Origin of the sequence: Actinokineospora iranica, assembly GCF_900101685.1 — a bacterium.
Taxonomy (GTDB): Bacteria; Actinomycetota; Actinomycetes; order Mycobacteriales; family Pseudonocardiaceae; genus Actinokineospora; species Actinokineospora iranica.
In genome coordinates, this window is sequence record NZ_FMZZ01000012.1 from 130,031 (window position 1) to 154,825 (window position 24,795).

Annotated in this window: 25 protein-coding genes and 2 tRNA genes; 15 read left to right on the top strand and 12 right to left on the bottom strand. The window is 70.5% G+C overall.

Translation table 11 applies throughout. The features are described from left to right. Positions 1–120 precede the first annotated feature (120 nt). The gene (locus BLS56_RS22795; protein WP_091454576.1) at positions 121–1,548 is read left to right on the top strand and encodes an aldehyde dehydrogenase family protein; all 1,428 of its coding nucleotides are present in this window, start codon (positions 121–123) and stop codon (positions 1,546–1,548) included. Positions 1,549–1,906: 358 nt separating this feature from the next. Here BLS56_RS22795 and BLS56_RS22800 read toward each other — a convergent pair whose 3' ends face one another. Next, positions 1,907–2,701: an MBL fold metallo-hydrolase gene (locus BLS56_RS22800; RefSeq protein WP_091454579.1), complete on the bottom strand. Its 795-nt coding sequence runs from the start codon at positions 2,699–2,701 to the stop codon at positions 1,907–1,909. Between the two features lie 136 nt (positions 2,702–2,837). Next, the gene (locus BLS56_RS22805; protein ID WP_091454582.1) at positions 2,838–3,509 is read right to left on the bottom strand and encodes a DUF429 domain-containing protein; all 672 of its coding nucleotides are present in this window, start codon (positions 3,507–3,509) and stop codon (positions 2,838–2,840) included. A 111-nt stretch (positions 3,510–3,620) separates the two neighbouring features. On the opposite strand from BLS56_RS22805, the gene BLS56_RS22810 reads away from it, so the two are divergent. Both BLS56_RS22810 and BLS56_RS22815 read left to right on the top strand, forming a co-directional pair. Then, the gene (locus BLS56_RS22810; RefSeq protein WP_091454585.1) at positions 3,621–4,094 is read left to right on the top strand and encodes a ribose-5-phosphate isomerase; all 474 of its coding nucleotides are present in this window, start codon (positions 3,621–3,623) and stop codon (positions 4,092–4,094) included. Beyond that, positions 4,094–4,903, top strand: a complete 810-nt coding sequence (locus tag BLS56_RS22815; protein ID WP_091454588.1) for an Fpg/Nei family DNA glycosylase — start codon at positions 4,094–4,096, stop codon at positions 4,901–4,903. Before BLS56_RS22810 ends, BLS56_RS22815 begins: the two co-directional genes overlap by 1 nt. 335 nt (positions 4,904–5,238) lie before the next feature. On the opposite strand, the gene BLS56_RS22820 is transcribed toward BLS56_RS22815, so the two are convergent. Continuing rightward, a tRNA-Pro gene (locus BLS56_RS22820) sits at positions 5,239–5,312 on the bottom strand. Between the two features lie 64 nt (positions 5,313–5,376). Between BLS56_RS22820 and BLS56_RS22825 the strand changes: the two genes are divergently transcribed. Then, a tRNA-Gly gene (locus BLS56_RS22825) sits at positions 5,377–5,447 on the top strand. 210 nt (positions 5,448–5,657) lie between these two features. Beyond that, positions 5,658–5,999: an NUDIX hydrolase gene (locus BLS56_RS22830; RefSeq protein ID WP_175482988.1), complete on the top strand. Its 342-nt coding sequence runs from the start codon at positions 5,658–5,660 to the stop codon at positions 5,997–5,999. A 9-nt stretch (positions 6,000–6,008) separates the two neighbouring features. Here BLS56_RS22830 and BLS56_RS22835 read toward each other — a convergent pair whose 3' ends face one another. Further along, positions 6,009–6,521, bottom strand: coding sequence for a GNAT family N-acetyltransferase (locus BLS56_RS22835; protein WP_175482989.1), 513 nt, complete (start codon positions 6,519–6,521; stop codon positions 6,009–6,011). Positions 6,522–6,741: 220 nt separating this feature from the next. Between BLS56_RS22835 and BLS56_RS22840 the strand changes: the two genes are divergently transcribed. Continuing rightward, positions 6,742–7,503, top strand: a complete 762-nt coding sequence (locus BLS56_RS22840) for a hypothetical protein (RefSeq protein WP_091454598.1) — start codon at positions 6,742–6,744, stop codon at positions 7,501–7,503. Positions 7,504–8,016: 513 nt separating this feature from the next. Here the strand turns inward: BLS56_RS22840 and BLS56_RS22845 are convergent. After that, positions 8,017–8,403 carry an SCO5389 family protein gene (locus tag BLS56_RS22845; RefSeq protein ID WP_091454599.1) on the bottom strand — a complete coding sequence of 129 codons (387 nt, stop codon included), beginning with the start codon at positions 8,401–8,403 and terminating at the stop codon, positions 8,017–8,019. A 148-nt stretch (positions 8,404–8,551) separates the two neighbouring features. Between BLS56_RS22845 and BLS56_RS22850 the strand changes: the two genes are divergently transcribed. The 6 genes from BLS56_RS22850 (at position 8,552) to BLS56_RS22875 (ending at position 14,629) form a co-directional block, all read left to right on the top strand. Then, positions 8,552–9,568, top strand: a complete 1,017-nt coding sequence (locus tag BLS56_RS22850; RefSeq protein WP_091454602.1) for an LLM class flavin-dependent oxidoreductase — start codon at positions 8,552–8,554, stop codon at positions 9,566–9,568. Between the two features lie 73 nt (positions 9,569–9,641). Next, a complete protein-coding gene (tig, locus tag BLS56_RS22855) occupies positions 9,642–11,015 on the top strand; it encodes a trigger factor (RefSeq protein ID WP_091454604.1) in 1,374 nt (457 codons plus the stop codon). A 130-nt stretch (positions 11,016–11,145) separates the two neighbouring features. After that, positions 11,146–11,754: a ClpP family protease gene (locus BLS56_RS22860; RefSeq protein ID WP_091454607.1), complete on the top strand. Its 609-nt coding sequence runs from the start codon at positions 11,146–11,148 to the stop codon at positions 11,752–11,754. A gap of 32 nt (positions 11,755–11,786) precedes the next feature. Continuing rightward, entirely contained in the window at positions 11,787–12,416 is a 630-nt protein-coding gene (locus tag BLS56_RS22865) for an ATP-dependent Clp protease proteolytic subunit (RefSeq protein ID WP_091454609.1), read from the top strand. Between the two features lie 288 nt (positions 12,417–12,704). Beyond that, positions 12,705–14,006, top strand: a complete 1,302-nt coding sequence (gene clpX, locus BLS56_RS22870) for an ATP-dependent Clp protease ATP-binding subunit ClpX (RefSeq protein ID WP_091454612.1) — start codon at positions 12,705–12,707, stop codon at positions 14,004–14,006. Between the two features lie 8 nt (positions 14,007–14,014). Continuing rightward, on the top strand, positions 14,015–14,629 hold the full coding sequence (locus BLS56_RS22875) for an RBBP9/YdeN family alpha/beta hydrolase (protein WP_091454613.1): 615 nt from the start codon (positions 14,015–14,017) through the stop codon (positions 14,627–14,629). Here BLS56_RS22875 and BLS56_RS31690 read toward each other — a convergent pair. Continuing rightward, a complete protein-coding gene (locus BLS56_RS31690; protein ID WP_175482990.1) occupies positions 14,626–14,799 on the bottom strand; it encodes a hypothetical protein in 174 nt (57 codons plus the stop codon). The genes BLS56_RS22875 and BLS56_RS31690 overlap by 4 nt on opposite strands. A 42-nt stretch (positions 14,800–14,841) precedes the next feature. After that, complete coding sequence (locus BLS56_RS22880) at positions 14,842–15,741, bottom strand: alpha/beta hydrolase (RefSeq protein WP_091454615.1); 900 nt, start codon at positions 15,739–15,741, stop codon at positions 14,842–14,844. Between the two features lie 214 nt (positions 15,742–15,955). Here BLS56_RS22880 and BLS56_RS30835 point away from each other — a divergent pair, with 214 nt between their 5' ends. Next, the gene (locus BLS56_RS30835; protein WP_139190913.1) at positions 15,956–16,165 is read left to right on the top strand and encodes a hypothetical protein; all 210 of its coding nucleotides are present in this window, start codon (positions 15,956–15,958) and stop codon (positions 16,163–16,165) included. Positions 16,166–16,392: 227 nt separating this feature from the next. Here the strand turns inward: BLS56_RS30835 and BLS56_RS22885 are convergent, their stop codons facing one another. After that, on the bottom strand, positions 16,393–17,574 hold the full coding sequence (locus BLS56_RS22885) for a CaiB/BaiF CoA transferase family protein (RefSeq protein WP_091454617.1): 1,182 nt from the start codon (positions 17,572–17,574) through the stop codon (positions 16,393–16,395). Then, positions 17,571–18,392 (bottom strand): formate dehydrogenase accessory sulfurtransferase FdhD, encoded by an 822-nt coding sequence (fdhD, locus tag BLS56_RS22890; RefSeq protein ID WP_091454619.1) that lies wholly within the window; start codon positions 18,390–18,392, stop codon positions 17,571–17,573. The genes BLS56_RS22885 and fdhD overlap by 4 nt, the downstream gene beginning before the upstream one ends. Before the next feature lie 42 nt (positions 18,393–18,434). Here fdhD and BLS56_RS22895 point away from each other — a divergent pair, with 42 nt between their 5' ends. Both BLS56_RS22895 and BLS56_RS22900 read left to right on the top strand, forming a co-directional pair. After that, the gene (locus BLS56_RS22895) at positions 18,435–19,232 is read left to right on the top strand and encodes an SDR family NAD(P)-dependent oxidoreductase (RefSeq protein WP_091454620.1); all 798 of its coding nucleotides are present in this window, start codon (positions 18,435–18,437) and stop codon (positions 19,230–19,232) included. Positions 19,233–19,784: 552 nt separating this feature from the next. Continuing rightward, entirely contained in the window at positions 19,785–20,087 is a 303-nt protein-coding gene (locus BLS56_RS22900; protein ID WP_091454622.1) for an SCO4225 family membrane protein, read from the top strand. Between the two features lie 67 nt (positions 20,088–20,154). Here the strand turns inward: BLS56_RS22900 and BLS56_RS22905 are convergent, their stop codons facing one another. From BLS56_RS22905 to BLS56_RS22915, 3 genes are all read right to left on the bottom strand, one after another. After that, entirely contained in the window at positions 20,155–20,406 is a 252-nt protein-coding gene (locus BLS56_RS22905) for a mycoredoxin (RefSeq protein WP_091454624.1), read from the bottom strand. 783 nt (positions 20,407–21,189) lie between these two features. Continuing rightward, positions 21,190–23,571 carry an FdhF/YdeP family oxidoreductase gene (locus tag BLS56_RS22910; RefSeq protein WP_091454627.1) on the bottom strand — a complete coding sequence of 794 codons (2,382 nt, stop codon included), beginning with the start codon at positions 23,569–23,571 and terminating at the stop codon, positions 21,190–21,192. A 107-nt stretch (positions 23,572–23,678) separates the two neighbouring features. Then, positions 23,679–24,599: a hypothetical protein gene (locus BLS56_RS22915; protein WP_091454630.1), complete on the bottom strand. Its 921-nt coding sequence runs from the start codon at positions 24,597–24,599 to the stop codon at positions 23,679–23,681. Positions 24,600–24,795: the final 196 nt, after the last annotated feature.

Consider the following 24,795-nt stretch of genomic DNA (forward strand, 5'->3'; position numbering starts at 1 on the left):
CACATGCGGCGCGCCCGCGCCGCGTGTGACTTTCCCGGTCGTGCGCCCCGCGCGTTAGGTATGCCACCCTGGCTCGCGGGCCCGGCTTTCCGGTGCCCTACCCCGCTTGTTGGAGGATCAATGGCTGCTCCCGTCACCACCCGCGCGGGCCACGTCATCGGCGGCGAGCTGATCGACACGGCGACCGACCGGATCGATGTGGTCAACCCGGCCACAGAAGAGGTCATCGCCAGCGTCCCCGCGGGCGACGCGGCCGACGTCGACGCGGCCGTCGCCGCCGCCCAGCGGGCGTTCGGCCCCTGGTCCGCCCTCGACCCGATCGAGCGGGCTGCGGTCCTGCGCCGCGTCTCCGCAGGCCTGACCGCCCGCCGCGACGAGCTGGCGGCGACCATCACGGCCGAGATGGGGTCCCCGCTCGCCTTCGCCACCAAGGTCCAGGCGAGCCTGCCCGCGACCATCACCGCCAGCATCGCGGACCTCGTCGAGAGCGGTTTCTCCTTCACCGAGGAGATCGGCAACTCCCTGATCGTCCGGGAGCCGGTCGGCGTCGTCGGCGCCATCACCCCGTGGAACTACCCGCTGCACCAGATCGTGGCCAAGGTCGCCCCGGCGCTCGCGGCGGGCAACACGGTCGTGCTCAAGCCCAGCGAGGTCGCCCCGCTCAACGCGAACCTGCTCCTGGAGATCCTCGCCGAGGCAGGCGTCCCCGACGGCGTGGTCAACCTGGTGCACGGCACCGGCCCGGTCGTCGGCGAGGCCATCTCGGCGCACCCCGGCATCGACATGGTCTCCTTCACCGGCTCCACCAACGCGGGCAAACGCGTCTCGGCCGTGGCGGCGGAGACCGTCAAGCGCGTCGCCCTGGAGTTGGGCGGCAAGTCGGCCAACGTGATCCTCGACGACGCCGACCTGCTCCGCGCCGTCAAGATCGGCTTGGCCAACACCTTCATCAACGGCGGCCAAACCTGCACCGCGTGGACCCGGATGCTCGTCCCCGCCGCCCTGCACGACCAGGCCGTCGAACTGGCCACCGCCGCCGCCGCGAAGTACACCGTCGGCGACCCCCTGGACCCCGCCACCCGCATCGGCCCGATGTCCTCCCCAGCCCAACGCGACCGCGTCCTGGACTACCTCAAGATCGGCGTCGCCGAAGGCGCCACCCTCGCCTACGGTGGAAACACCGAAAACCTCCCCGAACGCGGCGCATACGTCCCGCCCACAATCTTCGCCAACGTCCGCCCCGAAATGCGCATCGCCCAAGAGGAAATCTTCGGCCCAGTCCTCACCATCCTCCCCTACACCGACGAGGACGAAGCCGTGGCGATCGCCAACTCAACCATCTACGGCCTCTCCGGAGCCGTCTTCGCAGGCGACCCCGACCGAGCCCTGGCCGTGGCAAAACGCCTACGCACCGGCCAAATAGACATCAACGGCGGCGCCTACAACCCCCTGGCCCCCTTCGGCGGCTACAAGCAATCCGGCAACGGCCGAGAAATGGGCCGCTTCGGCCTGGAGGAGTTCACCGAGGTCAAGTCCATCCAGCGCTAACCCCACCCCCGAGTCCGGGCCCCTTTCGAGGGATGGCACCCCCACCCCCGGCGTGTCGCGACACCTGCCCGGCGAGTTATCCACAGGCGCGACCTGCCCCCTTCCCTGTGCTGACCTGCGGCGATAGACTGGAGCGGGGTCAGCCCCCAGGGTGGGTGGGGCTTTGTTGTGGGGCTGCGAGGCGGCGAAAGCAGTCGTTGAGGGCTGGTCGGAGCGGTCGGGTGGCCTTGTTGGGGCTTGCTGCTCACCAGGCACACCCGCCCTTCTGCCAGGCCGCGCCTGAGGGCAGCCCGTCCTTCTGCCGGGCGGCACTAGCCCGTCGAGCCAACCCCCAAGCCGACTCCAGGAGAAGCCACGATCAAGCGCCAAGCTCCAGAGCAGGCCGAGTAGCAGCCTCAGAGTAAGGAGAATGCGCGACTGCCTCCTCAACAGTGATGCTCCCGCTACGCACCCCGTCGCAAAGGCTCGCCACAGTCGCCAGCTCCGCCCGCTGCCCACGCACGAACCCGGCGTCCACCGGCTCACCATGGCCGGGCACGACGGTCCGCGGCCCCAAGTTCAGCAGGACGTCCAGAGTCCCAGGCCATTCCAGCGGGAAACTGTCCGCCCCGATCGAGGGCGGTGCCCCCTGCTCGACCGTGTCCCCGGCGAAGACCACCCCCGCGTCCGGCACGTGCACGACCACGTCGTGATCGGTGTGTCCCCGCCCAGGGTGCAGCAGTGTCACCGTCCGATCCCCGAGGTCCAGGTCCGTCGATCCCGGCACGCTGTGGTCAGGAAGCACGACCGGGGCGCGCAACAGCCGGTCGGCGAGGTCGTCGCGGCCGGATTCGCGGTACTTCTCCGCCCAGGTTTTGGTTTGCTCCGCCGCGCCCGACTCCATCGCGGCCAGGCAGCCGGGGTGCGCCCAGACCGGGGCCGCCCCGAACGCCGTGGTGCCCAGGAAGTGGTCCCAGTGCGCGTGGGTGATGACCACCGTCCAGGGCAGGGGGGTGATCTCTCTGATCGCCGCGGCCCAGTCCGCGCCGTGCTGCTCGTCGGTGCCGGTGTCGACGACCAGGCAGCGGTCGCCGCCGACGACGAGCCCCAGCGTCTGGTCCAGTTCGGCGTAGCGGCGGGCGAACACTCCGTCGGCGAGCTCGATCCACGTCATCGCCCGGTTCTACACGACAATCCGCTTCCGCGGCCCGGTGAGTGGTGTCACAGGAGTTCACGGCGAAAGTATTCCGTCAAGAAACGCGGTTTCCGGCCATCCGGGTGCGCTGCATTCCGCCGGAGAATTCGGCCGGCTAAACAATCACGCGCATCGGCCGCTTGGTGACCGGGTCCGGTTCCCCGCCGATGATTTCCGCCTGCCGCGCGGACCAGCGCCGTGCCGACCAGGCCGCCACGAGCGCGTCCAAGGCGTCGTCGGCGCCCGCCCGGGCGGGCGCTGTGGTCAGCGCGCGGGCGGCGTCGACGAACGGCAGCAGGGCCGCGATGCGCTGGCCGAGGCCCAAGGCGGTCTTCTTGGAGACGAAGGCCACGTCCGGTGCCAGCGCCCGGAAACTCACCTCGGGGTGCACCTCGACCACCCGGTCGCCCTCGTCGTGGGCGTCCCAGTCCCTGATCTTGTGCAGGATGCTCCACAGTTGCACGCTGATCCCGGAGCCGGTGACCGCCCGGCTGATCGCGTTCGCGTGCGCGTGGCTGGTCCCGTCGAGCACCGCCCGCACGGGCGCGAAGAACACCGACGAGCGGGCGTTTCCCAGCCGCAGCCGCGCCACCCGGTCGCAGTCGCGGATGTGCCGGTCGGACAGCCCCATCGGGATGTCCACGCCCACCGCGACGCAGTCCCGGGTCTGCGCCAGCACCGATTCCGCGTTCTCGGCGATCCGCCAGTCCACCGAGCCGTCGGGGCGCACGACCGCGATCACCCAGCCGCCCGGCACGCCGTCCACGCCCGCCACCGGGCCCGTCATCGCTCTCCGTCCATGCCCACGCCGTCGGTGATCGACACCGCGGTGTTACCCAGACCACGCCCGCCGCGCCCGTTTGGGCCGAACGGGTGAGGGGATGGCACACTGCCGGTCGTGCGCGTCTACCTGGGTTCCGACCACGCGGGCTTCGAGTTGAAGGCCCACCTCGCCGACCACCTCGCCGCCGAGGGCCATGACGTCGTGGACGTCGGCCCGCACGTCTACGACGCGCAGGACGACTACCCGCCGTTCTGCGTCGAGACCGCGCTGCGCGTCGTGGCCGACGAGGGCAGCCTCGGCGTGGTGATCGGCGGCTCGGGCAACGGCGAGCAGATCGCGGCGAACAAGGTGACCGGCTGCCGCGCCGCGCTGGCCTGGAGCGTGGAGATCGCCAAGCTGTGCCGGGAGCACAACGACGCCCAGGTGATCGGCGTCGGCGCGCGGATGCACTCCCTCGACGAGGCGACCGCGATCGTGGACGCGTTCCTGGCCACCCCGTTCTCCGGCAACCCCCGGCACGCCCGGCGGATCGGCCAGCTGACCGAGTTCGAGCGGACCGGCGAGCCACCCGCCCTGCCCACCGCCTGATGCCGGAGGGCCACACCCTGCACCGGCTGGCGCGGCTGCACCAGCGCCGGTTCGCGGGCGCCCCGGTCGAGGTGTCCAGCCCGCAGGGCCGGTTCGCCGCCGGTGCGTCCCTTGTGGACGGCCAGGTGCTGCGCCGCGCGGAAGCGCACGGCAAGCACCTGTTCCACGTCTACGAGCCGGACAGGGTCGTGCACATCCATCTCGGCCTCTATGGCACGTTCGATGACGCGCCGCTGCCCGCGGCGACCCCGGTCGGCGCTGTCCGGATGCGGATAGTGGGCCGCACCCACTGGGGCGATCTCCGCGGTCCCACAGCCTGCGAGGTCCTTACCGGCGCTGAGGTAAACGCTCTGCGCGCCCGTCTCGGCCCCGATCCGCTGCGCCGCGACGCCGACCCGGACCGGGCATGGGACCGCATCTCCCGCTCCCGCACCCCGATCGCGGTGCTTCTGCTCGACCAGTCAGTGCTGTCGGGCGTAGGCAATGTCTACCGCGCGGAACTGTTGTTCCGCCACGGCGTGCACCCCTTGACGCCCGGCCGTTCCCTGGACCGCGCCCAGTGGGACGAGATGTGGCCCGACCTGGTCGCCCTGATGCGCCTGGGCGTCCGCCGAGGCCGAATAGACACGGTCCGCGACGAGCACCTGCCGTCGGCCACCGGCCGTCCGCCGCGCCAGGACCGCCACGGCGGCGAGGTCTACGTCTACCGCCGCACCGGTCAGCCCTGCCTGATCTGCGGGACCCCGGTCAGGTCCGAGCCCCTGGCCACGCGGAACAACTACTGGTGCCCCACCTGCCAGCCCGCCTGACCCACTGAAGCCACGCACCGTCCCGATAGCACTGTTTACCGGGGACGCACGGTTTCAACCCGCGGATACTTGTTCAAGCGCGGTTGCGACATCGGCGAGCACCAGCAGTTCGACGACCCGGCGCGCAACCGCCTGTTCATGCACCCAGATCACCGCGCTCGTCGTGCTGGCGCGCTACATGCGGATCCCTACCGCCAACCCTACGACCGCGGGGTGGAGTTCGTCGGCGCCGCCTCCCGTCGCCGGTCGCGTGTGACATGGATCGCGCACGACCCGCGGACATGGAGAACCCCGGTCACGTGAACCGTGACCGGGGTTCGTACATCGACACTCTGTCGGGCTGACAGGATTTGAACCTGCGACCCTCCGCTCCCAAAGCGGATGCGCTACCAAGCTGCGCCACAGCCCGGGGTGGTGCGCGCACAGCGTATCCCTACCGCTAAGCTTCCTCTCGCGGCGGGGGACCGTCGTATGCGGGCGTAGCTCAATGGTAGAGCCCTAGTCTTCCAAACTAGCTACGCGGGTTCGATTCCCGTCGCCCGCTCAGCGCGGCCGGGTTCCTGACCGGGAGCCCGGCTGCTTTCTGTGACCGAGTGGCCTGCGACACAGCCAGCCGAGTGATTTCGGCGCTCGGGCGTGAACATCGCGCGAAGGCGCTTGGCGTTGCTACTCGCGAGTCGGTAGTCAGTAGGGCATGGCGCGAACCGGTTTTTCCGAGGCGTCCCCGGATCACCGCACCTTGGTCGGGGCGAGCATGCTCGTTGTGGATGACGCGGGGCTGGTGTTGATGGTGCGCGACGGTGGCGGGCACCGGCTTCCGGGTGGGCCGCAGGCGGCGGGGGAGACGCTGCCGCAGGCGGCGGTGCGGGCGGTGGCGGCGCGGACCGGTGTGCGCGCCGAGGTCAGCGAGCTGATCGGGATCTACAGCGACCCGACGGAGCCGTGGAGCGCGGACCTCGCCGTGTGTTTCCGTGGGCGGCCGGTCAGCGGGCCGCTGCGGGACGGCGCGGTGTGGGTGGAGCCGGAGCGGTTGGGCGAGTTGGGCATCCCGGCGGCGTCCCGGTCGGTGATCGAGCAGGGGTTGGCCGCGGACTGACCGCGCTGGTCAGGTGATTCCGGGCCGCCGCGCGAACTCGATTTCCAGGACCGGCCTGCCGTCGCCGTAGTCGCGCTCGCGGATCAGGCCGGTCTCGGTGTAACCGATGCGCAGGTAGAACCGGCGCGCGCGGGTGGAGCCCGCCAGTGTCCACAGCCGCATCCGGCGGATGTCCTCGCAGTTGTCCCACACGCCGTGCATGAGCGTCTCGGAAACGCCGGTGCCCCAACAACTCGGGTGGGTGTAGAACGCGCGCAACTCGCCGTCGCTCGGGTTGTCCGGGTGCGTGCCGAACCGGGCGAAGGCCACGATCCCGTCGCCGCGCTGGGCGACGAGCACCGAGTCGGCGCCGAGGTCGGCGAACTGGGCTGTCCACTTGGTCCGCCGCTCTTCGACGAATCTGGGCAGCCAGCGGTTCTCGAAGAGATCGCCGTACGCCAGCCGCCACGCCTCGGCGTGGACCTCGCCGATGGCCGCGGCGTCCTCGGCTGTCGCTTCTCGGACCAGGACGGGTGCGCTCACTCTCACGGAGAGCACTCCGGACGCGCGGTGGGGAACCACATGGCGACACCTTATCTGGTGAATCATGCGCGTAAGACGGGAATTCATGCGTTACCTACGGACTCTCGGTAACACCCACATGCCTCCGGCGGGAACCGGAGGGGGACTCGACGGCGTTGTCCCAGTGACGGATTCGGACGGAGTCCGGCGGATCGGCGCAGTGTGCACAGAGGAGGTCGCGATGGACGGCGCTGTCGTGCTGGTGGTGGTCATCCTCGCCTTGGTCGCGATCCTGTTGGTGGCCGCGAGAAACCAGGCAACCGCACGGGTTCGGCGGCTCGACGACGCGAAAGCGGAGGCGCGGCGCTGGGTCGAGCGGCTGGGCGGGCAGGTGATCAACCTGACCGGCTCCGACGAGCCGTCCCGGCAGGCGCTGGCCGACGCGGCGGAGCGCTACACGGCGGCGGGTTCGCAGATGGAGCAGGCGGCCACCGTCGAACAGTGCCGCCTGGTCACCAAGACCGCGATGGAGGGCCTCTACTACGTCCGGGCCGCGCGCACGGCGATGGGGCTCGACCCGGGACCGGAGTTGCCCGCCGACCCGGAGCAGGTGCGCGCCGGGCGGGTCGAGGAGGACCGCAGGGTGACCGTCGAGGGGCGCGACTACGCGGCCTCGCCTGCGCCCGGGCGCGGAACCCCGCACTACTACCCCGGCGGTCGCGTGGCGGGCAGGCCGGTCCCCCAGGGCTGGTACAGCGAGCCGTGGTGGAAGCCCGCGCTGGTGGCGGGCGCGTGGGGCATGGGCTCGGTGCTGCTGTTCAGCGCCATGTTCGCAGGGATGCCCGGGATTCCCGACGCGCAGGCATGGGAGGCGGGCTACGACGCGGGCCAAGCCGACGCAGCGGCCGTCGACGCGGGAGGCGACCCGGGCGCGGACACCGGTGGTGACTTCGGCGGAGACTGGGGTGGTGGCGGCGACATCGGCAGCGGCTTCGACTTCTGAGGCTGCTCGCAGTTGCTCGATGGTTCGGCTGGTCTGCTCGATGGGGTGGAGTGGTTTCTCCGGGGCCCCTGCGAAGGAAGATCGCCCGTGTGAAAGACGGGTGGGAAGCCTTCGGCATCACACGCGCAGCCAGGTTGGCGATCTTGGGGTTGGTGTCCCTGCCGCATGGCAGCGGCTTCGACTTCTGACCCAACCGACTTCTGACCCAACCAGCGACAATCGGCTATTTCGCCGCCCCGCAGCCCCGAAAACAAGCCCCACCCGCCCTGGGGGCCGAGCCCTGTTCCATCCTATCGCCGCAGGTCAGCGGGGCAAAGGGGTAGTGCCGCGCCTGTGGACAACTCGCCGGGCGAGCATGGCGACACGCCGGATCGCAGGCCGCTATCCACACGAAAGTGGCCGCGAAGACGCTGAACGCCCCGAAGCGGGCTTCGGGGCGTTCAGCGGGTGAAGAGGGCAGGGAGGCGGAGCGGGAGGTCGCTTCCCGCGGGGAGTGCCGCGCTCCCTGCCGGGTCAGCAGTCGCGCAGTTCTGGGGACTGGTTGAGCAGTTGGCCCCGGGGCGAGATGAACGCGCGGTAGCGGTCGCTGTCGACGGCGGAGGGGGTGAAGGCCGCGACGCGGTGGCAGTTCTGGAAGGCGAGTTTCACGCCGAAGTGGCGTTCGAGGCCACCGCGGATGGCGTCGGAGGCCAGGGCGCGCAGCAGCTGGCCGCGTTCGGCCTCGCTCGGTGGGGGGACTTCGTTGTCGGCGAAGCCGGAGGAGTCGACCGAGGTGGCGACCTCCGAGATCACCTGCCAGGCGTAGGGCAGGGACTGCCGGACGCAGTCGACGAACTCCGCGTCGTCGACCGGGCCGCGTTCCGCGCGCGCCAACAGGTCCGCGGGCACATCAAGAGACATCGCACCTCCAGGTAGATCTGTCTGTTATTGACTACCGTTTTCTTGAACGCCGAACAAGATCTTAGGGCGCACTCCACCGGTTCGGCCCAGAGGTGATCACCCGGACGCCTCTTGTCCTGACCGGCCGCAGCCAGTAGTAGCCCGAGGAATGCGCCTCGGAGTCTTCGTCCTCGCCCCCCGCTTCCCCGGCCAGACCGACCACGCCGCCCTGGACCGCGCCTTGGGCGTGGTCGTCGCGGCCGACCGCGCCGGGTTGGCCGACGCGTGGGTCGCCGAGCACCACTTCATGCCCTACGGGGTGTGCCCGGACGCCCTGACCTTCGCCGCGCACGCGCTCGGCCGCACCGGACGGATCGCGCTGGGCACCGCTGTCAGCGTCCTGTCCACCACCCACCCGGTCGCCCTCGCCGAGCGGACCCTGCTGCTCGACGCGCTCACCGGCGGGCGCTTCCGGCTCGGCGTGGGGCGCGGCGGTCCCTGGGTCGATCTGGAGGTCTTCGGTTCTTCCCTGGACCGTCTTGAACACGCCTTCCCCGACACACTCGATTTGCTCTTGCGCGCGCTTACCGGCCCCACGGTCTCCGGCGACCGCTGGTTCCCCTTCCGCGAGGTCCCCGTCGTCCCCGCCCCGCGCACACGCCCGCCCGTCCTGGTCGCCTGCACCTCGGACAGGGGCGTCGAGGCCGCGGCGGAACGCGGGCTGCCCATGCTCCTGGGGATGCACATAGGCGACGACGACAAGCGGGCTCTTGTCGAGCGCTACCGGCGGGCGGGCGGCCCTGTCGACGCCGAGCACGTGTCCACTGTCGTCGTCCACATAGCGCGGAGCCGCGAAGAGGCCGTCCGAGAGGTCATGGCCACCGCGCCGGGCTGGCTCAGGGCGGGCCTGGCCGCGCACATCCCGGTGGACGACCGCCCCGGCCCGACCCGCGATCCGGTCGCCTACGCCCGCCTCTTGTGCGACCTGCACCCGGTGGGCGACCCCGACTACTGCGCGCGGCGGCTGCGCGAGAGCGCCGAGCGCAGCGGGATAGCGCACCTCATCGCGATGGTCGAGGCGACCGGCTCGGCGGAGGCCGCCGTGCGGGCGGTGGAATGGCTCGGCGGGCAGGTGGTACCCACCCTGAGCACCCCACTCGGTCCCGAGCACGGCTCGCTCGCCTAGACTCGGGGGTCGTTCCCGACCGCCGTCTCGCGCGGTCGGGCGTCGCCACTGTCAGTCGCACGAGGAGATCACGTTGAAGAGCACCGTCGAGCACCTGAGCCCGACGCGGGTACGGATCAACGTCGAGGTGCCGTTCGACGAGCTCAAGCCGAACTTCGACCGCGCATACCGCAAGCTCGCGAGCCAGGTCCGCATCCCCGGCTTCCGTCCGGGCAAGGCCCCCGCCCGGGTCATCGAGTCCCGCATCGGCCGCGCGCCGATCCTGGACGAGGTCGTCAACGAGGCGATCCCGGCCAAGTACATGGAGGCCGTCACCGCGGGCGAGGTCAAGACCCTCGGCCAGCCCGACATCGAGGTGACCAAGCTGGAGGACGGCGACCACCTCGCGTTCACCGCCGAGGTCGAGGTCCGCCCCGAGATCACCGTCCCGGCCTACGGCGAGTTCGCCGTCACCGTGGACGACCTGGAGCTGACCGACGCCGAGGTGGACGAGCAGCTTGACGAGCTGCGCGCCCGCTTCGGCACCCTCACCGGCGCCGACCGCCCGGTCGAGAACGGCGACTTCGTCTCCATCGACCTCGCGGCCACCGTCGACGGCCAGGACGTCGAGGAGGCCAAGACCAGCGGCCTGTCCTACGAGGTCGGCTCCGGCGAGCTCATCGAGGGCATCGACGACGCGCTCATCGGCACGTCCGCCGGTGAGACCAAGACCTTCACCACCACCCTGGTCGCGGGCGATTTCGCGGGCAAGGAAGCCGAGGTCGCGGTCACCGTGCAGTCGGTGAAGGTCCGCGAGCTGCCCGAGCCGGACGACGAGTTCGCCCAGCTCGCCAGCGAGTTCGACACCATCGACGAGCTGCGCGCCGACCTGCGCGAGCGGCTGACCCGGGTCAAGCGGATGCAGCAGGGCGTGCAGGCCCGCGACAAGGTGCTCGACGCGCTGCTGGAGACCGTCGAGGTCCCGCTGCCGGAGAAGGTCGTCGAGGCCGAGATCGAGTCCCGCCAGCACGACGCGGTGCACTCCTTCGACCACGACCAGGACAAGCTCAACGAGTTCCTGGCCAGCCAGGACCAGACCCGCGAGGACTTCGACGCCGAGGTCCGCGCCGACGCGGAGAAGTCGGTGAAGACCCAGCTCATCCTCGACTCGATCGCCGAGGCCGAGCAGGTTTCGGTCAACGACAGCGAGCTGACCGAGCGCATCATCTACCAGGCGCAGCGCTTCGGCGTGAGCCCGGACGAGTACGTCCAGCGCGCGCAGCAGTCCGGCCAGCTCGGCGCCATCTTCGCCGACGTGCGCCGGGGCAAGGCGCTGGCGTCGGTCGTGCGCCAGGCCGAGGTCACCGACGCCTCCGGCAACAAGGTCGACCTGGCGGAGCTGTTCGGCAAGCCCGCAGAGGAGCCTGAGGAGTCCGCGGTCCCGGCCGAGGAGCCCGCGGCCCCCTGAGGCGAGAAGTCTTTGACGCTCTGAGCGAAAGTGGGCGGTGTCGGGAAGTCGACGCCGCCCGCCTTCGTTAGTGTCGGTCGTGAGATCAGCAGTAGTTCTGGATAGAGACTTTGGGAGAAGGCAGGCAGACGTGACGCAGCACCTCTCGCCCCTGATGCGGTCCGCCACCGCGGGGCTCAACCTGAACGACTCGGTGTACGAGCGGCTGCTCCGTGAGCGCATCGTCTTCCTCGGCTCCGAGGTCGACGACGACATCGCCAACCGGATCACCGCGCAGCTTCTGCTGCTTGCCGCGGAAGACCCCGAGCGGGACATCACCTTCTACATCAACTCGCCGGGCGGCTCGGTGACCGCGGGCATGGCGATCTACGACACCATGCAGCTCATCGACCCCGACGTCGCCACCTGGGGCATGGGCCTGGCCGCATCGATGGGCCAGTTCCTGCTCTCGTCGGGCACTCCCGGCAAGCGCTACGTCCTGCCGCACACCCGCGTGATGATGCACCAGCCCTCCGCTGGCGTCGGCGGCACAGCGTCCGACATCGCCATCCGCGCGCAGGTCTACGCCAAGTGGAAGCACGAGATGGCCGTCATCACCGCCCAGCAGACCGGCCAGACGGTGGAGAAGGTCACCAGCGACGCGGACCGTGACCGCTGGTTCACCGCCGAGGAAGCCAAGGAGTACGGCTTCGTCGACCACGTGGTGAGCCGGGTCAACCAGGCGCCCAACACGAACTGACCGGCCACGGACGCCAGAAACAGGAGTTTCCCGTGAGTGAACTTCACCTCCCGCAGTCCCGGTACGTGCTGCCGTCCTTCGTGGAGCGCACGAGCTACGGGGTCAAGGAGTCCAACCCGTACAACAAGCTGTTCGAAGAGCGCGTGATCTTCGTCGGCGTGCAGATCGATGACGCGTCCGCCAACGACGTGATGGCGCAGCTGATCTACCTGGAGTCCACCGACCCCGACCGCGACATCACGATGTACATCAACTCGCCGGGTGGCTCGTTCACCTCGCTGATGGCCATCTACGACACCATGCAGTACGTCCGGCCCGACATCCAGACGTTCTGCCTCGGCCAGGCCGCCTCCGCCGCGGCCGTGCTGCTGGCCGCGGGCACGCCGGGCAAGCGCTTCGCGCTGCCCAACGTGCGGGTGCTCATCCACCAGCCCTCCACCGAGGGCGTCTACGGCCAGGTCTCCGACCTGGAGATCCAGGCCAACGAGATCCAGCGCGTGCGCCGCCTGCTGGAGACCACCCTGGCCCGGCACACCGGCAAGGACGAGGAGCAGGTGCGCGCCGACATCGAGCGCGACAAGATCCTCACCGCCCAGGAGGCCCAGGAATACGGCATCATCGATGAGGTGCTGCCGTACCGGAAGCTTTCCGCCAAGGGCTGACGAGCAGTCCTGGCGCCCGGCGCGGGCGCGGAGGGCGCGAGAACGACCCGCACGCGCGGCCGAAACGGCCTACCGTGTGCACTAGGTCTTTTCGACCCGATTCGGCCGCGTCGGGCATCCGGTTCTCCCGCGGAGCGGGGGTTGGCGGGTACCGTCGAAGGCAACGGCCGCACTCGGGCCGGAAACGACACACCGGAGGACGTGTCGCGACCGGGCTTCGGGAGCGGTCGGACACACAGCCAGGCGCACTTTCCCCGAGTGCGCCGGAGGGGACAGAGGTCAGCGGTCATGGCACGTATCGGTGACGGCGGAGACCTGCTCAAATGCTCTTTCTGCGGAAAGAGTCAGAAGCAGGTGAAAAAGCTCATCGCCGGTCCCGGCGTGTACATCTGTGATGAGTGCATCGACCTCTGCAACGAGATCATCGAGGAGGAGCTCGCCGAGGCGGGCGACGTCAAACTCGACGAGCTGCCCAAGCCCGCCGAGATCCACGACTTCCTCGACCAGTACGTCATCGGCCAGGACGACGCCAAGCGCTCGCTGGCCGTGGCGGTCTACAACCACTACAAGCGCATCCAGGCCGGCGACCGCGCCCGGCCGGAGGGCCGTGAGGGCCGCGAGTCGCGCGAAGAGACCGTCGAGCTGGCGAAGTCGAACATCCTCATGCTCGGCCCCACCGGCTGCGGCAAGACCTACCTGGCGCAGACGCTGGCCAAGCTGCTCAACGTGCCGTTCGCCATCGCCGACGCCACCGCGCTGACCGAGGCGGGCTACGTCGGCGAGGACGTCGAGAACATCCTGCTCAAGCTCATCCAGGCCGCCGACTACGACGTCAAGCGCGCCGAGACCGGCATCATCTACATCGATGAGGTCGACAAGATCGCCCGCAAGAGCGAGAACCCGTCGATCACCCGCGACGTCTCCGGCGAGGGCGTGCAGCAGGCGCTGCTCAAGATCCTGGAGGGCACCACGGCCAGCGTGCCGCCGCAGGGCGGGCGCAAGCACCCGCACCAGGAGTTCATCCAGATCGACACGACGAACGTGCTGTTCATCGTGGCTGGCGCGTTCGCGGGCCTGGAGCGCATCATCCAGGACCGGGTCGGCAAGCGCGGCCTGGGCTTCGGCGCGGAGATCCGCTCGAAGGCCGACATCGACGCCGCCGACTTCTTCTCCGACACCATGCCCGAGGACCTGATCAAGTTCGGGCTCATCCCGGAGTTCATCGGCCGCCTCCCGGTGCTGGCCAGCGTCACCAACCTCGACAAGCGCTCCCTGGTGCAGATCCTGACCGAGCCGCGCAACGCGCTGGTCAAGCAGTACCAGAAGCTCTTCGAGATGGACGGCGTCGAACTGGAGTTCACCGACACCGCGCTCGAAGCGGTCGCCGACCAGGCGATCCTGCGCGGCACCGGCGCCCGCGGCCTGCGCGCGATCATGGAGGAAGTCCTGCAGTCGGTGATGTACGACATCCCGAGCCGCACGGACGTCGCCAAGGTCGTCATCACCGAGCAGACCGTCCGCGAGAACGTGAACCCCACCATCGTGGCCCGCCAGCCCTCGCGCCGGGAGCGCCGCGAGAAGTCCGCCTGAGTACCGCGATGACGGCGCCGGAGCCCTGGCCGCACGTGCTGCTCCTGCACGGCCTGACCGGCGCCGGTCGCGGCCACTGGCAGTCCTGGCTGGCCCACGAGCTGGCTCAGGCGGGCGCCGAGGTCGACGTCCCCGTGTTCAGCGACCCGGACGCCCCGTCCCTGGACACCTGGCTGGCTGAGCTGGCCCACCACTTGGCGGCCAACCCCAGGGCGGCGCGCCGCGTGGTCGTGGCGCATTCGCTGGGCGCTGCCCTCTGGCTGCACCACGCCACCCGCACCCCGGCTGACGACCACTCGCTACGGGTCGACGCGGTGCTGCTCGTCGCCCCGCCCGGCGCGGCCTGGCGGCACCCCGACGTCCACGGCTTCACCCCGGTGCCGCTGGACCCGGCGGGCATCCGCCGAGCCGCGGGCTGGACCCAACTGGTGACCGGCGAAGACGACCCGGCCCTGCCGGTGGACGAGGCGGTGACCATGGCCGCCACCCTCAAGGTCGACCTGGACGTCATCCGTTCGGGTGGAACTCTGGACCCCCGCACCGGGTACGGACCCTGGCCCAGCCTGCTGGACTGGGTGCGGGACCGCCACACCCGCCTGGCGGCCCGGGAGCCGGTCGGCTAGCAGACGGTGAGCAGGTCGACGTGGCCGAGCTTCTGGCCCTGGGTGTGGCGATCGCCGATCGCGTCGACCACCGCGGAGTCCCGTCCCAGGAACCGCTCACCGGCGGCGGCGATCTCCGGGGCCGCCTTCTCGAAGGCGCAGATGGTGAGCCTGGAAACCCTGATCGCCACCACGGCCGAAGCCCTCGCCGCACTCCGCGCGCGGGCCTGGGGTCAGACCCGCGTGTCCGGCACGTGGCGGCCGAGGAAGGCCAGCAGGTCGGGGACGATGCGGCGGTAGAAGCTGTCGCCGTGGCCGCCGGGGCCGGTGTAGGCGACCTCGGGGGAGGCCAGGCGGATGAACTTGCGGGTGCCCTCGATGAAGTGGTCCTCGGTACCGCACCAGATGCCGATCGGGGTGCGGCCCAGCTTCTCGACGTTGCGCAGCGGGTCCAGCGACGCCCACTCGTGGTTGTTCTTGAACGCGCGCCGGGTGCTCATCTCCCGCCACGACGTCAGCAGGCCGGGCGAGATCGCCGCCGCCGCGGCCAGCGGCCTGCCCTGCTCGTGTCGCCTGCGCGCGTAGAGCAGCGAGCCGAACCCGCCCATCGACACCCCCGCGCACGCGAACGGCGTGCCGGTGGCGTCGCCGAGCCCGCGCTCGCGCAGCCACCGCGGCACCTCGTCCAGCAGCATGGCCATCGAGTTGTCGCCGACCCGGTTCTCGTGCCAGTAGTTGTCGCCCCCATCCACCGCGACAAAGGCGAACGGCGGCAGTTCGCCCGAGCGCACGCCCCGCACCAGCGTTCCCGCCAGCCCCGTCGGAGCCGCCCGCCGGGCGCTGCCGCGCAGACCGTGCAGGAACAGGCAGACCGGCAGATTCCGGGCGGGCAGCTCACTCGGCAGAATTGTGACGAGGTTCACCTCAGCCCCACGCGCGGCGGAACGCACCCGCTCCACCCGCACGACCGGCTCAGCCGCTGCGCCGCCACCGACCGCCTTGGCCACCACGTCGAGCATGGGCACGGACCCGGTCAACGCCCCCAACGCGATTCCGGTGGTCGCGACTCCCGCAGCCCCGGCGATCAACAGCGAGCGCCTGCGCACCAACCGCTCACTTGCCGAGTCCGTCATGGCCCCTCCGTGGTCCCCCCGACTCCACAGGCGTACCAACGCACACCCGTGGCGCGGCCCCTGGCCGCCCCCGACCACCACATCGTGCGAACCCACCACAACGTTTCGCGTCCCGATGACTTACCGTGCGCGGATAGCGGGATAACCGTTCCCCCGGATGGTCCAGTAGCCCAGCCGCGCTCACCCACCGTCAGGTTGACGGCAGATCAGCTCGGTGACGAGCAGGCAGGCGGCGTCCGCCGATTATCAGGTCCCCGGCGGATATCGGCCCAGTGGCGGTGCCGTGCCCGACCGCAGACCGTCTCCCACCACCAACCCGACGTCGGTAAGCACCGCCGACGTGAACCAACACCACCACCACCTCACCCACTACCCCGACAATCGGCCAGCGCCCCCGGCCGACCACGCCGCCACCGCGGCCTGAACCCGCCCCAGTCTGGCAGTTGGTGGGCACGGTTGACGGGGTTCGACCTGCTGGGCCACCACCATCGCGGCCTGATGCCCGCCAGCAACCTGCCTGTCGGGTGCCCGTGGTCGATCGACCAACCGGAGCACGCAGCCTTCGCGGCCTGAACCCGTTCTGGCCTGGCGATCGATAAGCACCACCGATCGCCCTGACCCGTCGTCGAATCGTCGTGTCGGCGGCAGGCGTCAGCCCGCGATGACGGCGCGGTTCCGCAGGTCGGCGATCTTGTCGTCCGGGTAGCCGAGCCAGGTCAGCACGGCCGCGGTGTGCTCGCCGAGGGCGGGCACGGCGGCCGGGTCCCAGCCCCAGGCGTCCGCGTCCACCGGCGGGCGCAGCATCGGGACCTCGACCCCGCCCGGCACCGGCACCGCCGACCACCGGTCCCGCGCGACCAGCTGCGGATGCTCGGGCAACTCGGCCACGCTGCGCGTGCGGGCGGCGGGGACATCGGCCCGGTCCAGCGCCGCCAGCAGGTCGTCCGCGGCGACGGCATCGAAGAACGGCTGCAACCGCGCGTGCAACTCGGCTCGGCGCGCCACCCGGTCGGCGACCGTGCGGAACCGTGGCTCCTCGGCCAAGCCCGGATCGACCACCTCGCACAGCCGCCGCCACTGACCGTCGTTCTGCACCGCGAGGTGGATCGTCTCCCCGCCCGCGCACGCGAACGGGCCGTACGGCGCGATCGTCGGGTGGTGGGCGCCGTGCCGCAGCGGCGCGCGCCCGGTGCCATGGGCGTAGAGCGCGGGCTGGTGCATCCACTCGGCCAACGCCTCCATGAGCGTCAGCCGCAGCGTCGCGCCCTCGCCGGTCCGCCCCCGCCGCACCAGGGCCGCGAGCACCGCCGCGTGCAACTGCACCCCCGCGGCGATGTCGGCCACCGAGATGCCCGCCCTCGCCATCGCGTCACCGTCACCGGTGCTCGCGACTAACCCCGTTTCGGACTGGATAAGAGCGTCGAACGCCTTCCGGTCGCTGTAAGGGCCGCCCTCGCCATAAGAGGACAGTTCAGCCACCACGAGACCAGGATTGGCCGCCCGCAAGCTCTCCGCGTCCAAGCCGAGCCTGCGAGCCGCCGCCGGCGACAGATTGCACAGCACGACATCGGCGCGGCCTGCCAGCGCGGTCACCACCGCGGCCCCGTCGGGGTGCTTGAGGTCCAGCGCCACCGACTCCTTGCCGACGTTGGTCCACGCGAAGTAGCTCGACACCTCGCCGCACGACCGGTCGTAGTGCCGGGCGAAGTCGCCGCCGCCCGGCCGCTCGACCTTGATCACCCGCGCGCCCAGGTCGGCCAGCAACCGGGCCGCGTAGGGCACCGCCACCGCCTGCTCCAGGCTGACCACCACCACGCCGTCGAGCGGCTTCACGCGATCCTCCCGTCGCCGGTGTAGATGTTCATGGTGTCGCCACGCAGGAATCCGACCAGTGTCATTCCTTGTTCCTCGGCGAGGTCGACCGCCAGCGACGACGGCGCGGACACCGCCGCCAGCACCGGAACCCCGGCCATCGCGGCCTTCTGCGCCAACTCGAACGACGCCCGCCCTGACACCAACAGGACAGTCCCGCTAAGAGGGACGCGGCCCGCCAAGAGCGCCCAACCGAGCACCTTGTCGACAGCGTTGTGTCTACCGACGTCCTCGCGGACTACCAGCGGCTCACCGTCCGCGGTGAACAGACCCGCGCCGTGCAGCCCGCCGGTGCTGTCGAACACCTTCTGCCGCGCGCGCAGCACTTCTGGAAGCGCGCCCAGCACCGACGGCGAGATCCGCACCGGGTCGGCGGCTGGGGAGAACCGCGTCTTCAGCCGCACCGCGTCCAGCGCCGCCTTCCCGCACACCCCGCAGGAGGACGTCGTGTAGAAGTTGCGTTCCACGCCCGCCTCCGGCGGCGGAACGCCCTCGGCGAGCGCGACGTCGAGCACGTTGTAGGTGTTGCGGCCCTCGTCGTCCACACCGTCGCAGTACCGGACGATGGAGACGTCGGACCGGTCGCCGATGACGCCCTCGGTCAGCAGGAAACCGTGCACTAGCTCCACGTCGTGGCCGGGCGTGCGCATGGTGACCGCCAGCGCCCGCCCGCCGACGCGGACCTCCAGCGGTTCCTCGGCGGCCAGCACGTCGGGCCGGGAGCGCCGTCCCGCCGCGGTCAACCGGACCACCGGTTTGCGTACCGTCACCCGTCCCATGCACCCAGCCTAGGCAACGGTCGGCGCTGCCATGCTGGGGCGATGAGCGAAACAGTTCCCGCCCCTGTCCCCGGCGGCGCCGTGCCACCCCGGCGAGTCCTGGTGACGGGCGCGTCCGGCGGTGTCGGAGCCGCTGTCGCGCACGCCTTCGCCAGACTCGGCGACCGCGTCGCCCTGCACTACTCGGCCAACCCTGATCGCGCCGAGCGCGTGCGCGCTGACCTCCCCGGCGACGGCCACATCGTCGTCGGCGCCGACTTGGCCGACCCGGCGGCGATAGCGCGGCTTGTCGAGGACTCGGTAAGCGGTCTCGGCGGGATCGATGTGCTGGTGAACAACGCCGCCGCCCCCACACCGTCCCACCCGCCCGCGGACACCTCTTACGCGGACTGGGTAGACACCTGGCAGCGCGTTGTCAGCATCAACCTGCTCGGCACGGCCAACCTCACCCACCAGGTCGCGGCTCGGATGATCGCGCAGGGCACCGGCGGCCGAATCGTCAACATCGGCTCCCGAGGCGCCTTCCGCGGCGAACCGGACCATCCGGCGTACGGGGCAAGCAAGGCGGGCCTGCACTCCCTCGGACAGTCACTGGCGGTGGCCCTCGCGCCCCATGGAATCGCGGTCACCTCGGTAGCCCCCGGATTCGTGGACACAGACCGGGTGGCGAACCGCCTCACCGGCGAACAGGGCCAAGTGATCCGCGCGCAGAGCCCGTTCGACCGGGTCGCCGTGCCGGAGGAGATCGCCGCCGCCGTGGTCTACCTGGCTTCCGGTGAGGCGTTGTGGGCGTCTGGGGCGATCTTGGACCTGAACGGCGCTTCCTACCTGCGAGCCTAGGCACTTCCCCTTCGTGGTGGCCCTGTGGGCTGGGCTGGGTGTGTGGCGTAGCCACGCCAGGGTGTGGCATGGCCTGGCGCGAGGCCGTATGCGTGCGACACCTACGTGTTCGGTGGCCGGGGTGGATGCCCGGTGGTCATTGACACGCAGCATCCGCGCCGTGCTGGACGCCCGTGCGTTGAGCGTCGGTGACGTGCGGGAACCAGGGCGTGTTGTGACGTTGTTGGCGGTGGCGGGTAACTGACGGGTGCGGCGGCTATTGGCAACGGTGCCGTAGTGGTGTCGGCGGCGCGCGGGAGGCGGGTGAGTCGATCGGCGCGCGGCGGGGTGAGGTGAGTGGTGCGCGTGACATCGGCGCGGTGTGGTGAGTGTGCTGGGTGGCCGCGTGGCGAATGGGCGCGGCGTTGAGGGTGTCCTGTGACGGTGCGGCGAGGTCGGGTGGTGTGGCGTGGCGGTGGATGGTTCGGCCGGGTGCGGTGACAGTTGTGCGGGGCGGTGGTGCGAAGTGACCGGAGGGCGCGGCGGACGGCTGGTGCTGGTCGGTGGTGGCCGGTGAGCGGATGGAGCAACCAGCGCGCGGCGCGGAAGGTGGCGTTGGGGTATCTGGTGGTGGTGATCGTGGTTTTCGCCGCGGTCGCTGTCGTGCTGGCTGTCCTTGACGGGCCGGACGCGTCGTTCGCGCCGGTGGTGGCGGTGGGGGTCACGCTGCCGACGTCGCTGGTGATCGTTCTGCTGCCGGAGATGGGCGAGCCGTGGAACGGCATCGCTGGCAGTGCTGCGCTTGTCGGCGCGGCCCTGTTCCAGGCGTGGCTGCTGTGGCTGTTCTTCCGTGGTCGGCGCGGCTTGGCCCAGTGAACGGACCCTGTGAAAGCCACAGTGGGGGCAGCCCGACGGGCAGCCCCCACTGGCCTCTGCGAACGGTTTAGTTGGTCAACTGGGCTTTGACCTGCGCGAGGGACGGGTTGGTCAACGCGGTCCCGTTGGGAAAGTGCAGCGTCGGGACGGTCTGGTTGCCGCCGTTGACCCTCATCACGAAGTCCGCGGCCTCCGGCTTCTCCTCGATGTCCACCTCGACGAACTCGATCCCCTCCGCGTTGAGCTGGGTCTTGAGCCTGCGGCAGAACCCGCACCAAGTGGTCGAGTACATGGTCAGCGTGGTCGGCGCGGACGACATCGAAGACACTCCCGGAATAGCTGACGCGAACAACGGACACCTCCATCAACACCCGCCCGAAGAAGGTCATGCCACCCACGAGTGAGGCGCCCGTCACACCCCCCACTCACCCCCTCGCGCCGACACGCCGTCGACCCAGCACGACGGCCCCACCACTCTGCGCCAAGCCCGGAAGTGGGCGTGCCACGCCCGCGTGCTGCGCCTAAGCCCGGCGGAAGTGGGTGCGCCGCGCCCGGGTGCTGCGCTTGAGCCCGGAAGTGGGCGCGCGCCGGTGCTGCGCTTAAGGCCGGCCAAAATGGGTGCGCCCGAGTGCTGCGCCTGAGCCCGGCGGAAGTGGGTGCGCCGCGCCCGCGTGCTGCGCCTAAGCCCGCAAGTGGGCGCGCCGCGCCCGAGCCCCACCAACCACTTGTGGCAGCCGCGTTCCGCGGCCGCGAGGCGGCAGCCGCGGTTCACTGTGCCGCCAACACGTCGCTTGGCGGCACCCTACCGAGACGTGCCGGGACGCTCTGCCCCTGTGCGGCCGCCTGACCAGCTCGCTTTGCGCCCCTGGTCGCCGGACTGTGCCGCCGGGCGCCGCACCGCCTCCCGCATGGCCGCCGACGCTGACTGACGGCTGCGCAGGACCGCGCCCGCCAAGCCGGGACGAGCGATGTCGAGGCGTGTTTCGGCGGCGCGGGGTACCTCGATGCTGCGCAAGATCCGGCCGGGCGGGCGGTCGCGGAGTGCTCCGCTTGGGCTGAGGTGGCCCCTCACTGGGCGGGTACTCGCTTGGACGGTGGGTGTTCAGGTGCGGGTGTTCGCTCCTTCCTGAGTGGTAGTGGCGGTTGGCGGCGGGGGTGGGTCGTGGGGGTTGGGGACGTGGGGTTCCAGGCGGACCACCACTGACTTCGAGGTGGGGGTGTTGGAGGTTTCGGCGGTCGAGTCGAGGGGGATCAGGGAGTTGGCTTCGGGGAAGTAGGCCGCGGCGCAGCCCCGGGCCGTGGAGTAGGCGACGACGCGGAACTTCTCGGCGCGGCGTTCGGGGTGGCCGGTGGGGTCGTTTGGCCATTCGCTGACCAGGTCGACCAGTTGGCCGTCGGCGAGGCTCAGGGCGGTGATGTCGGCGGGGTTGACGAAGACGACGCGGCGGCCGTCCTTGACGCCGCGGTAGCGGTCGTCCAGGCCGTAGATGGTGGTGTTGTACTGGTCGTGGCTGCGCAGCGTTTGCAGGAGCAGCCGACCTGGGGGGACGTGCAGGACGGTCAGGGGGTTCGCGGTGAACATGGCCTTGCCGGTGCGGGTGCCGGTGAACTCCCGGGAGTCGCGGGGCGCGTGCGGGAGGACGAAGCCGTCCGGGCGGCGGACCTTCTCGTTGTAGGACTCGCAGCCGGGCACGACTCGGGCGATGCGCTCGCGGATGAGGTCGTAGTCGCCCGCGAAGTCCGCCCACGGCACCGGGTGGTCCGGGCCGAACAGCGCCTCCGCCAGCCCGCACACGATGCCGACCTCGGACATCAGGTGCTCGGACGCAGGCTCCAGCCTGCCGCGTGAGCGGTGCACCACCGACATCGAGTCCTCGACCGTGACGAATTGCTCGCCACCGGCCTGGGTGTCGCGCTCCGTGCGCCCTCGGGTAGGCAGGATCAGCGCCGTGCGCCCGTGCACCACGTGCGACCGGTTCAGTTTGGTCGAGACATGCACGGTCAACTCGCACGACCGCAGCGCCGCCTCCGTCACCGCCGTGTCCGGCGACGCCGAGGCGAAGTTGCCGCCGATGGCCATGAACACCTTCGCCCGCCCGTCGCGCATGGCCCGGATCGCGCTGACCGTGTCGTGGCCAGGTTCGCGGGGCACGCTGATGCCGAACTCGGCCTCCAGCGCCGACAGGAACTTCTCGGGCATCTTCTCCCAGATGCCCATCGTCCGGTCGCCCTGCACATTGGAGTGACCGCGCACCGGGCACAGGCCCGCCCCCGGTTTGCCGATCATCCCGCGCAGCAGCGCCACGTTCGCGATCTCGCGGATCGTGGGCACCGAGTGCCGGTGCTGGGTCAGCCCCATCGCCCAGCACACGATCGTCCGCTCGGACTCCGCGAACAGCCGCGCGACGTTCTCGATCTCCGCGCGCGGCAGGCCGGTGGCGGTGTCGACGGCGTCCCAGTCCACCGAGCGGACGTTCTCGGCGTACTCGGCGAACCCTTGCGTGCAGACATCGACGAACGCCTGGTCGACCACCGTGCCCGGTCGCTCCGCCTCCCAGCGCAGCAGCAGGTGCCCGATCGCCTGGAACAGCGCCTGGTCGCCGCCGAGCTTGATCTGGCAGAACACATCGGCCAACTCGGTGCCCTTGCCGAGCACGCCGCGCACGTTCTGCGGGTTCTTGAACCGCAGCAGCCCCGCCTCGGGCAGCGGGTTGACCGCGACGATCCGCGCGCCCGCGGCCTTGGCCTCTTCCAGCGCGGACAGCATCCGCGGGTGGTTGGTGCCCGGGTTCTGCCCGACCACCACGACCAGGTCGGCTTTGGCGAAGTCGGCCAAGGTCACCGAGCCCTTGCCGATGCCCGTCGTCTCGGCGAGCGCCGCGCCGGAGGACTCATGGCACATGTTGCTGCAATCCGGCAGGTTGTTGGTCCCGAAGCCGCGGACCAGCAACTGGTAGAGGAAAGCGGCCTCGTTGCTCGTCCGGCCGGAGGTGTAGAACACGGCCTCGTCCGGAGTGGACAGCGCGCGCAGGTGCGCCGCGATGAGGTCGAACGCCGCGGCCCACGACACCGGCTCGTAGTGCGTCGCCTCCGGCCGCAGCACCATCGGGTGCGTGATGCGGCCCTGCTGCCCCAGCCAGTAGTCGGTGCGTTCGGCCAGCTCCGCCACCGGGTGCTCGGCGAAGAACCGGGGGCCGACGCGCCACCTGGTCGCTTCCTCCGCGACGGCCTTGGCTCCGTTCTCGCAGAACTCGAAGACCTTGCGCTCCGCCCCCTGGGGCTCGGGCCACGCGCAGCCCGGGCAGTCGAATCCGTCGCGCTGGTTGAGCAGCCGCAGGGTCGTCGCCGTCCGCACCGCGCCCATCTGCTCGACGCCGCGCTTCAGCGACACGACGACGCCGGGGATGCCCGCGGCCCACCGCTTGGGCGGGGTCACGTCCAGCGCGGACTCGTCGACGTCCTGCTCGGGGGGTTTGCCTGTCATGGCCCCATCGTCTGCCACCGGGCGAGGGTTTGCCAGAAACTATCCACAAGGCTGAAAACCATCCACAGATCAGTGGAGGAGCTTGACGGCGGGGGCAGGCGGGCGTATTAGGACGGGCAGCCGCTTTCAGCGGGCAGAGCGGCGTTCGGGTCGAAGTATGTGCCGCGGTCCTGCTTCTGCGAGGTGTGGGTCAGACCTTCGTCGCGGTAAGCGGGGGCAAGAAAGCCCTTCTTATACGCGTCGCACGAGATCGAGTAGCCGTAGCCGCCGACATTGCCGTACCAGAGGCCCTGGCTGCCCGCGGTCCAGCGGGGGCCGTCGCGCAGGACGTACTCGACGTCGGCGCGCACGACGACCACGAAGTCCATCGGGTCGACGGGCGACGCGGTCGGATCGGCGGCGAACGCGTAGGCGAAGACGTAGTTGGTGTGCACCACCAGCTCGTCCGGCCCGCCCGCCGCGACGCGCATAGTGCCCTTGACCTTGGGTTCCACGGGGAGCAGTTCGCTGCCGTCGGCGATCATGCTCACCAACGCCTGGGCTTCCGGCTCGCGGCCGGTGCCGAACAGCGGCTGCAACTGTCTTCGCGCGTCCGGGGCGAGCAGGCCGAGGTAGCGGCTCGGGTCGTGCCCGCGCAGCAGCGCCGGGTCGAGCCTGCTGGCGATCAGCGTGTCCCGGACGCGCGCGGCGGCCGAGGCCACCTCATCGGCGCTGAACTCGCCGATGCGCATGGGCGGCGGCGTCTCGATGCCCGCCGCGCCGTCGGCCCAGGCGGCCGCGGGGGTGCGCTCGAACGGCCTGCTGAAGTCGACCGCGGGCACCAGCGAGGTCATCTGCTCGCCGCGGCCGTCCGCGGCGCGCTCTTCGGACTTGGCGAACACCCGGTCGAACATGCCCACGCCGACCATGAGCATGAGCACGGCCACGATCGCCACCAGCACCATGGACGTGACGAGCCACCGCTCGATCCGGCGCCGCCGGGTCGAGCGCAGCATGGCCTTCACATCCGCGCGCGCGGATTCGCGCACGCTGCTCCGCCACGCGGCGTCTTGTAACGCTGCGTGATCACCGAACTCGCGATGGTTCACCGGCCCCCCAAAGGCGCTCCAGACCCGGCGGGCCGGACTGGTTGAGGTGTCGACTGCCTGGTGCACACCACATCGATTCGGCGAGCGTGGGTGTTAGCAAACAGATCCGTACCTCAGCCCGCTCTGCGGTGAACGG

What these genes read in the sequence shown, in the direction of transcription:
- BLS56_RS22795 (WP_091454576.1), top strand. Translation starts at nt 121, where the DNA reads ATGGCTGCTCCCGTCACCACCCGCGCGGGCCACGTCATCGGCGGCGAG.
- BLS56_RS22800 (WP_091454579.1), bottom strand. Translation starts at nt 2,701, where the DNA reads ATGACGTGGATCGAGCTCGCCGACGGAGTGTTCGCCCGCCGCTACGCC.
- BLS56_RS22805 (WP_091454582.1), bottom strand. Translation starts at nt 3,509, where the DNA reads ATGACGGGCCCGGTGGCGGGCGTGGACGGCGTGCCGGGCGGCTGGGTG.
- BLS56_RS22815 (WP_091454588.1), top strand. Translation starts at nt 4,094, where the DNA reads ATGCCGGAGGGCCACACCCTGCACCGGCTGGCGCGGCTGCACCAGCGC.
- BLS56_RS22830 (WP_175482988.1), top strand. Translation starts at nt 5,658, where the DNA reads ATGCTCGTTGTGGATGACGCGGGGCTGGTGTTGATGGTGCGCGACGGT.
- BLS56_RS22840 (WP_091454598.1), top strand. Translation starts at nt 6,742, where the DNA reads ATGGACGGCGCTGTCGTGCTGGTGGTGGTCATCCTCGCCTTGGTCGCG.
- BLS56_RS22845 (WP_091454599.1), bottom strand. Translation starts at nt 8,403, where the DNA reads ATGTCTCTTGATGTGCCCGCGGACCTGTTGGCGCGCGCGGAACGCGGC.
- BLS56_RS22850 (WP_091454602.1), top strand. Translation starts at nt 8,552, where the DNA reads ATGCGCCTCGGAGTCTTCGTCCTCGCCCCCCGCTTCCCCGGCCAGACC.
- clpX (WP_091454612.1), top strand. Translation starts at nt 12,705, where the DNA reads ATGGCACGTATCGGTGACGGCGGAGACCTGCTCAAATGCTCTTTCTGC.
- BLS56_RS22875 (WP_091454613.1), top strand. Translation starts at nt 14,015, where the DNA reads ATGACGGCGCCGGAGCCCTGGCCGCACGTGCTGCTCCTGCACGGCCTG.
- BLS56_RS22880 (WP_091454615.1), bottom strand. Translation starts at nt 15,741, where the DNA reads ATGACGGACTCGGCAAGTGAGCGGTTGGTGCGCAGGCGCTCGCTGTTG.
- fdhD (WP_091454619.1), bottom strand. Translation starts at nt 18,392, where the DNA reads ATGGGACGGGTGACGGTACGCAAACCGGTGGTCCGGTTGACCGCGGCG.
- BLS56_RS22895 (WP_091454620.1), top strand. Translation starts at nt 18,435, where the DNA reads ATGAGCGAAACAGTTCCCGCCCCTGTCCCCGGCGGCGCCGTGCCACCC.
- BLS56_RS22905 (WP_091454624.1), bottom strand. Translation starts at nt 20,406, where the DNA reads ATGTCGTCCGCGCCGACCACGCTGACCATGTACTCGACCACTTGGTGC.
- BLS56_RS22910 (WP_091454627.1), bottom strand. Translation starts at nt 23,571, where the DNA reads ATGACAGGCAAACCCCCCGAGCAGGACGTCGACGAGTCCGCGCTGGAC.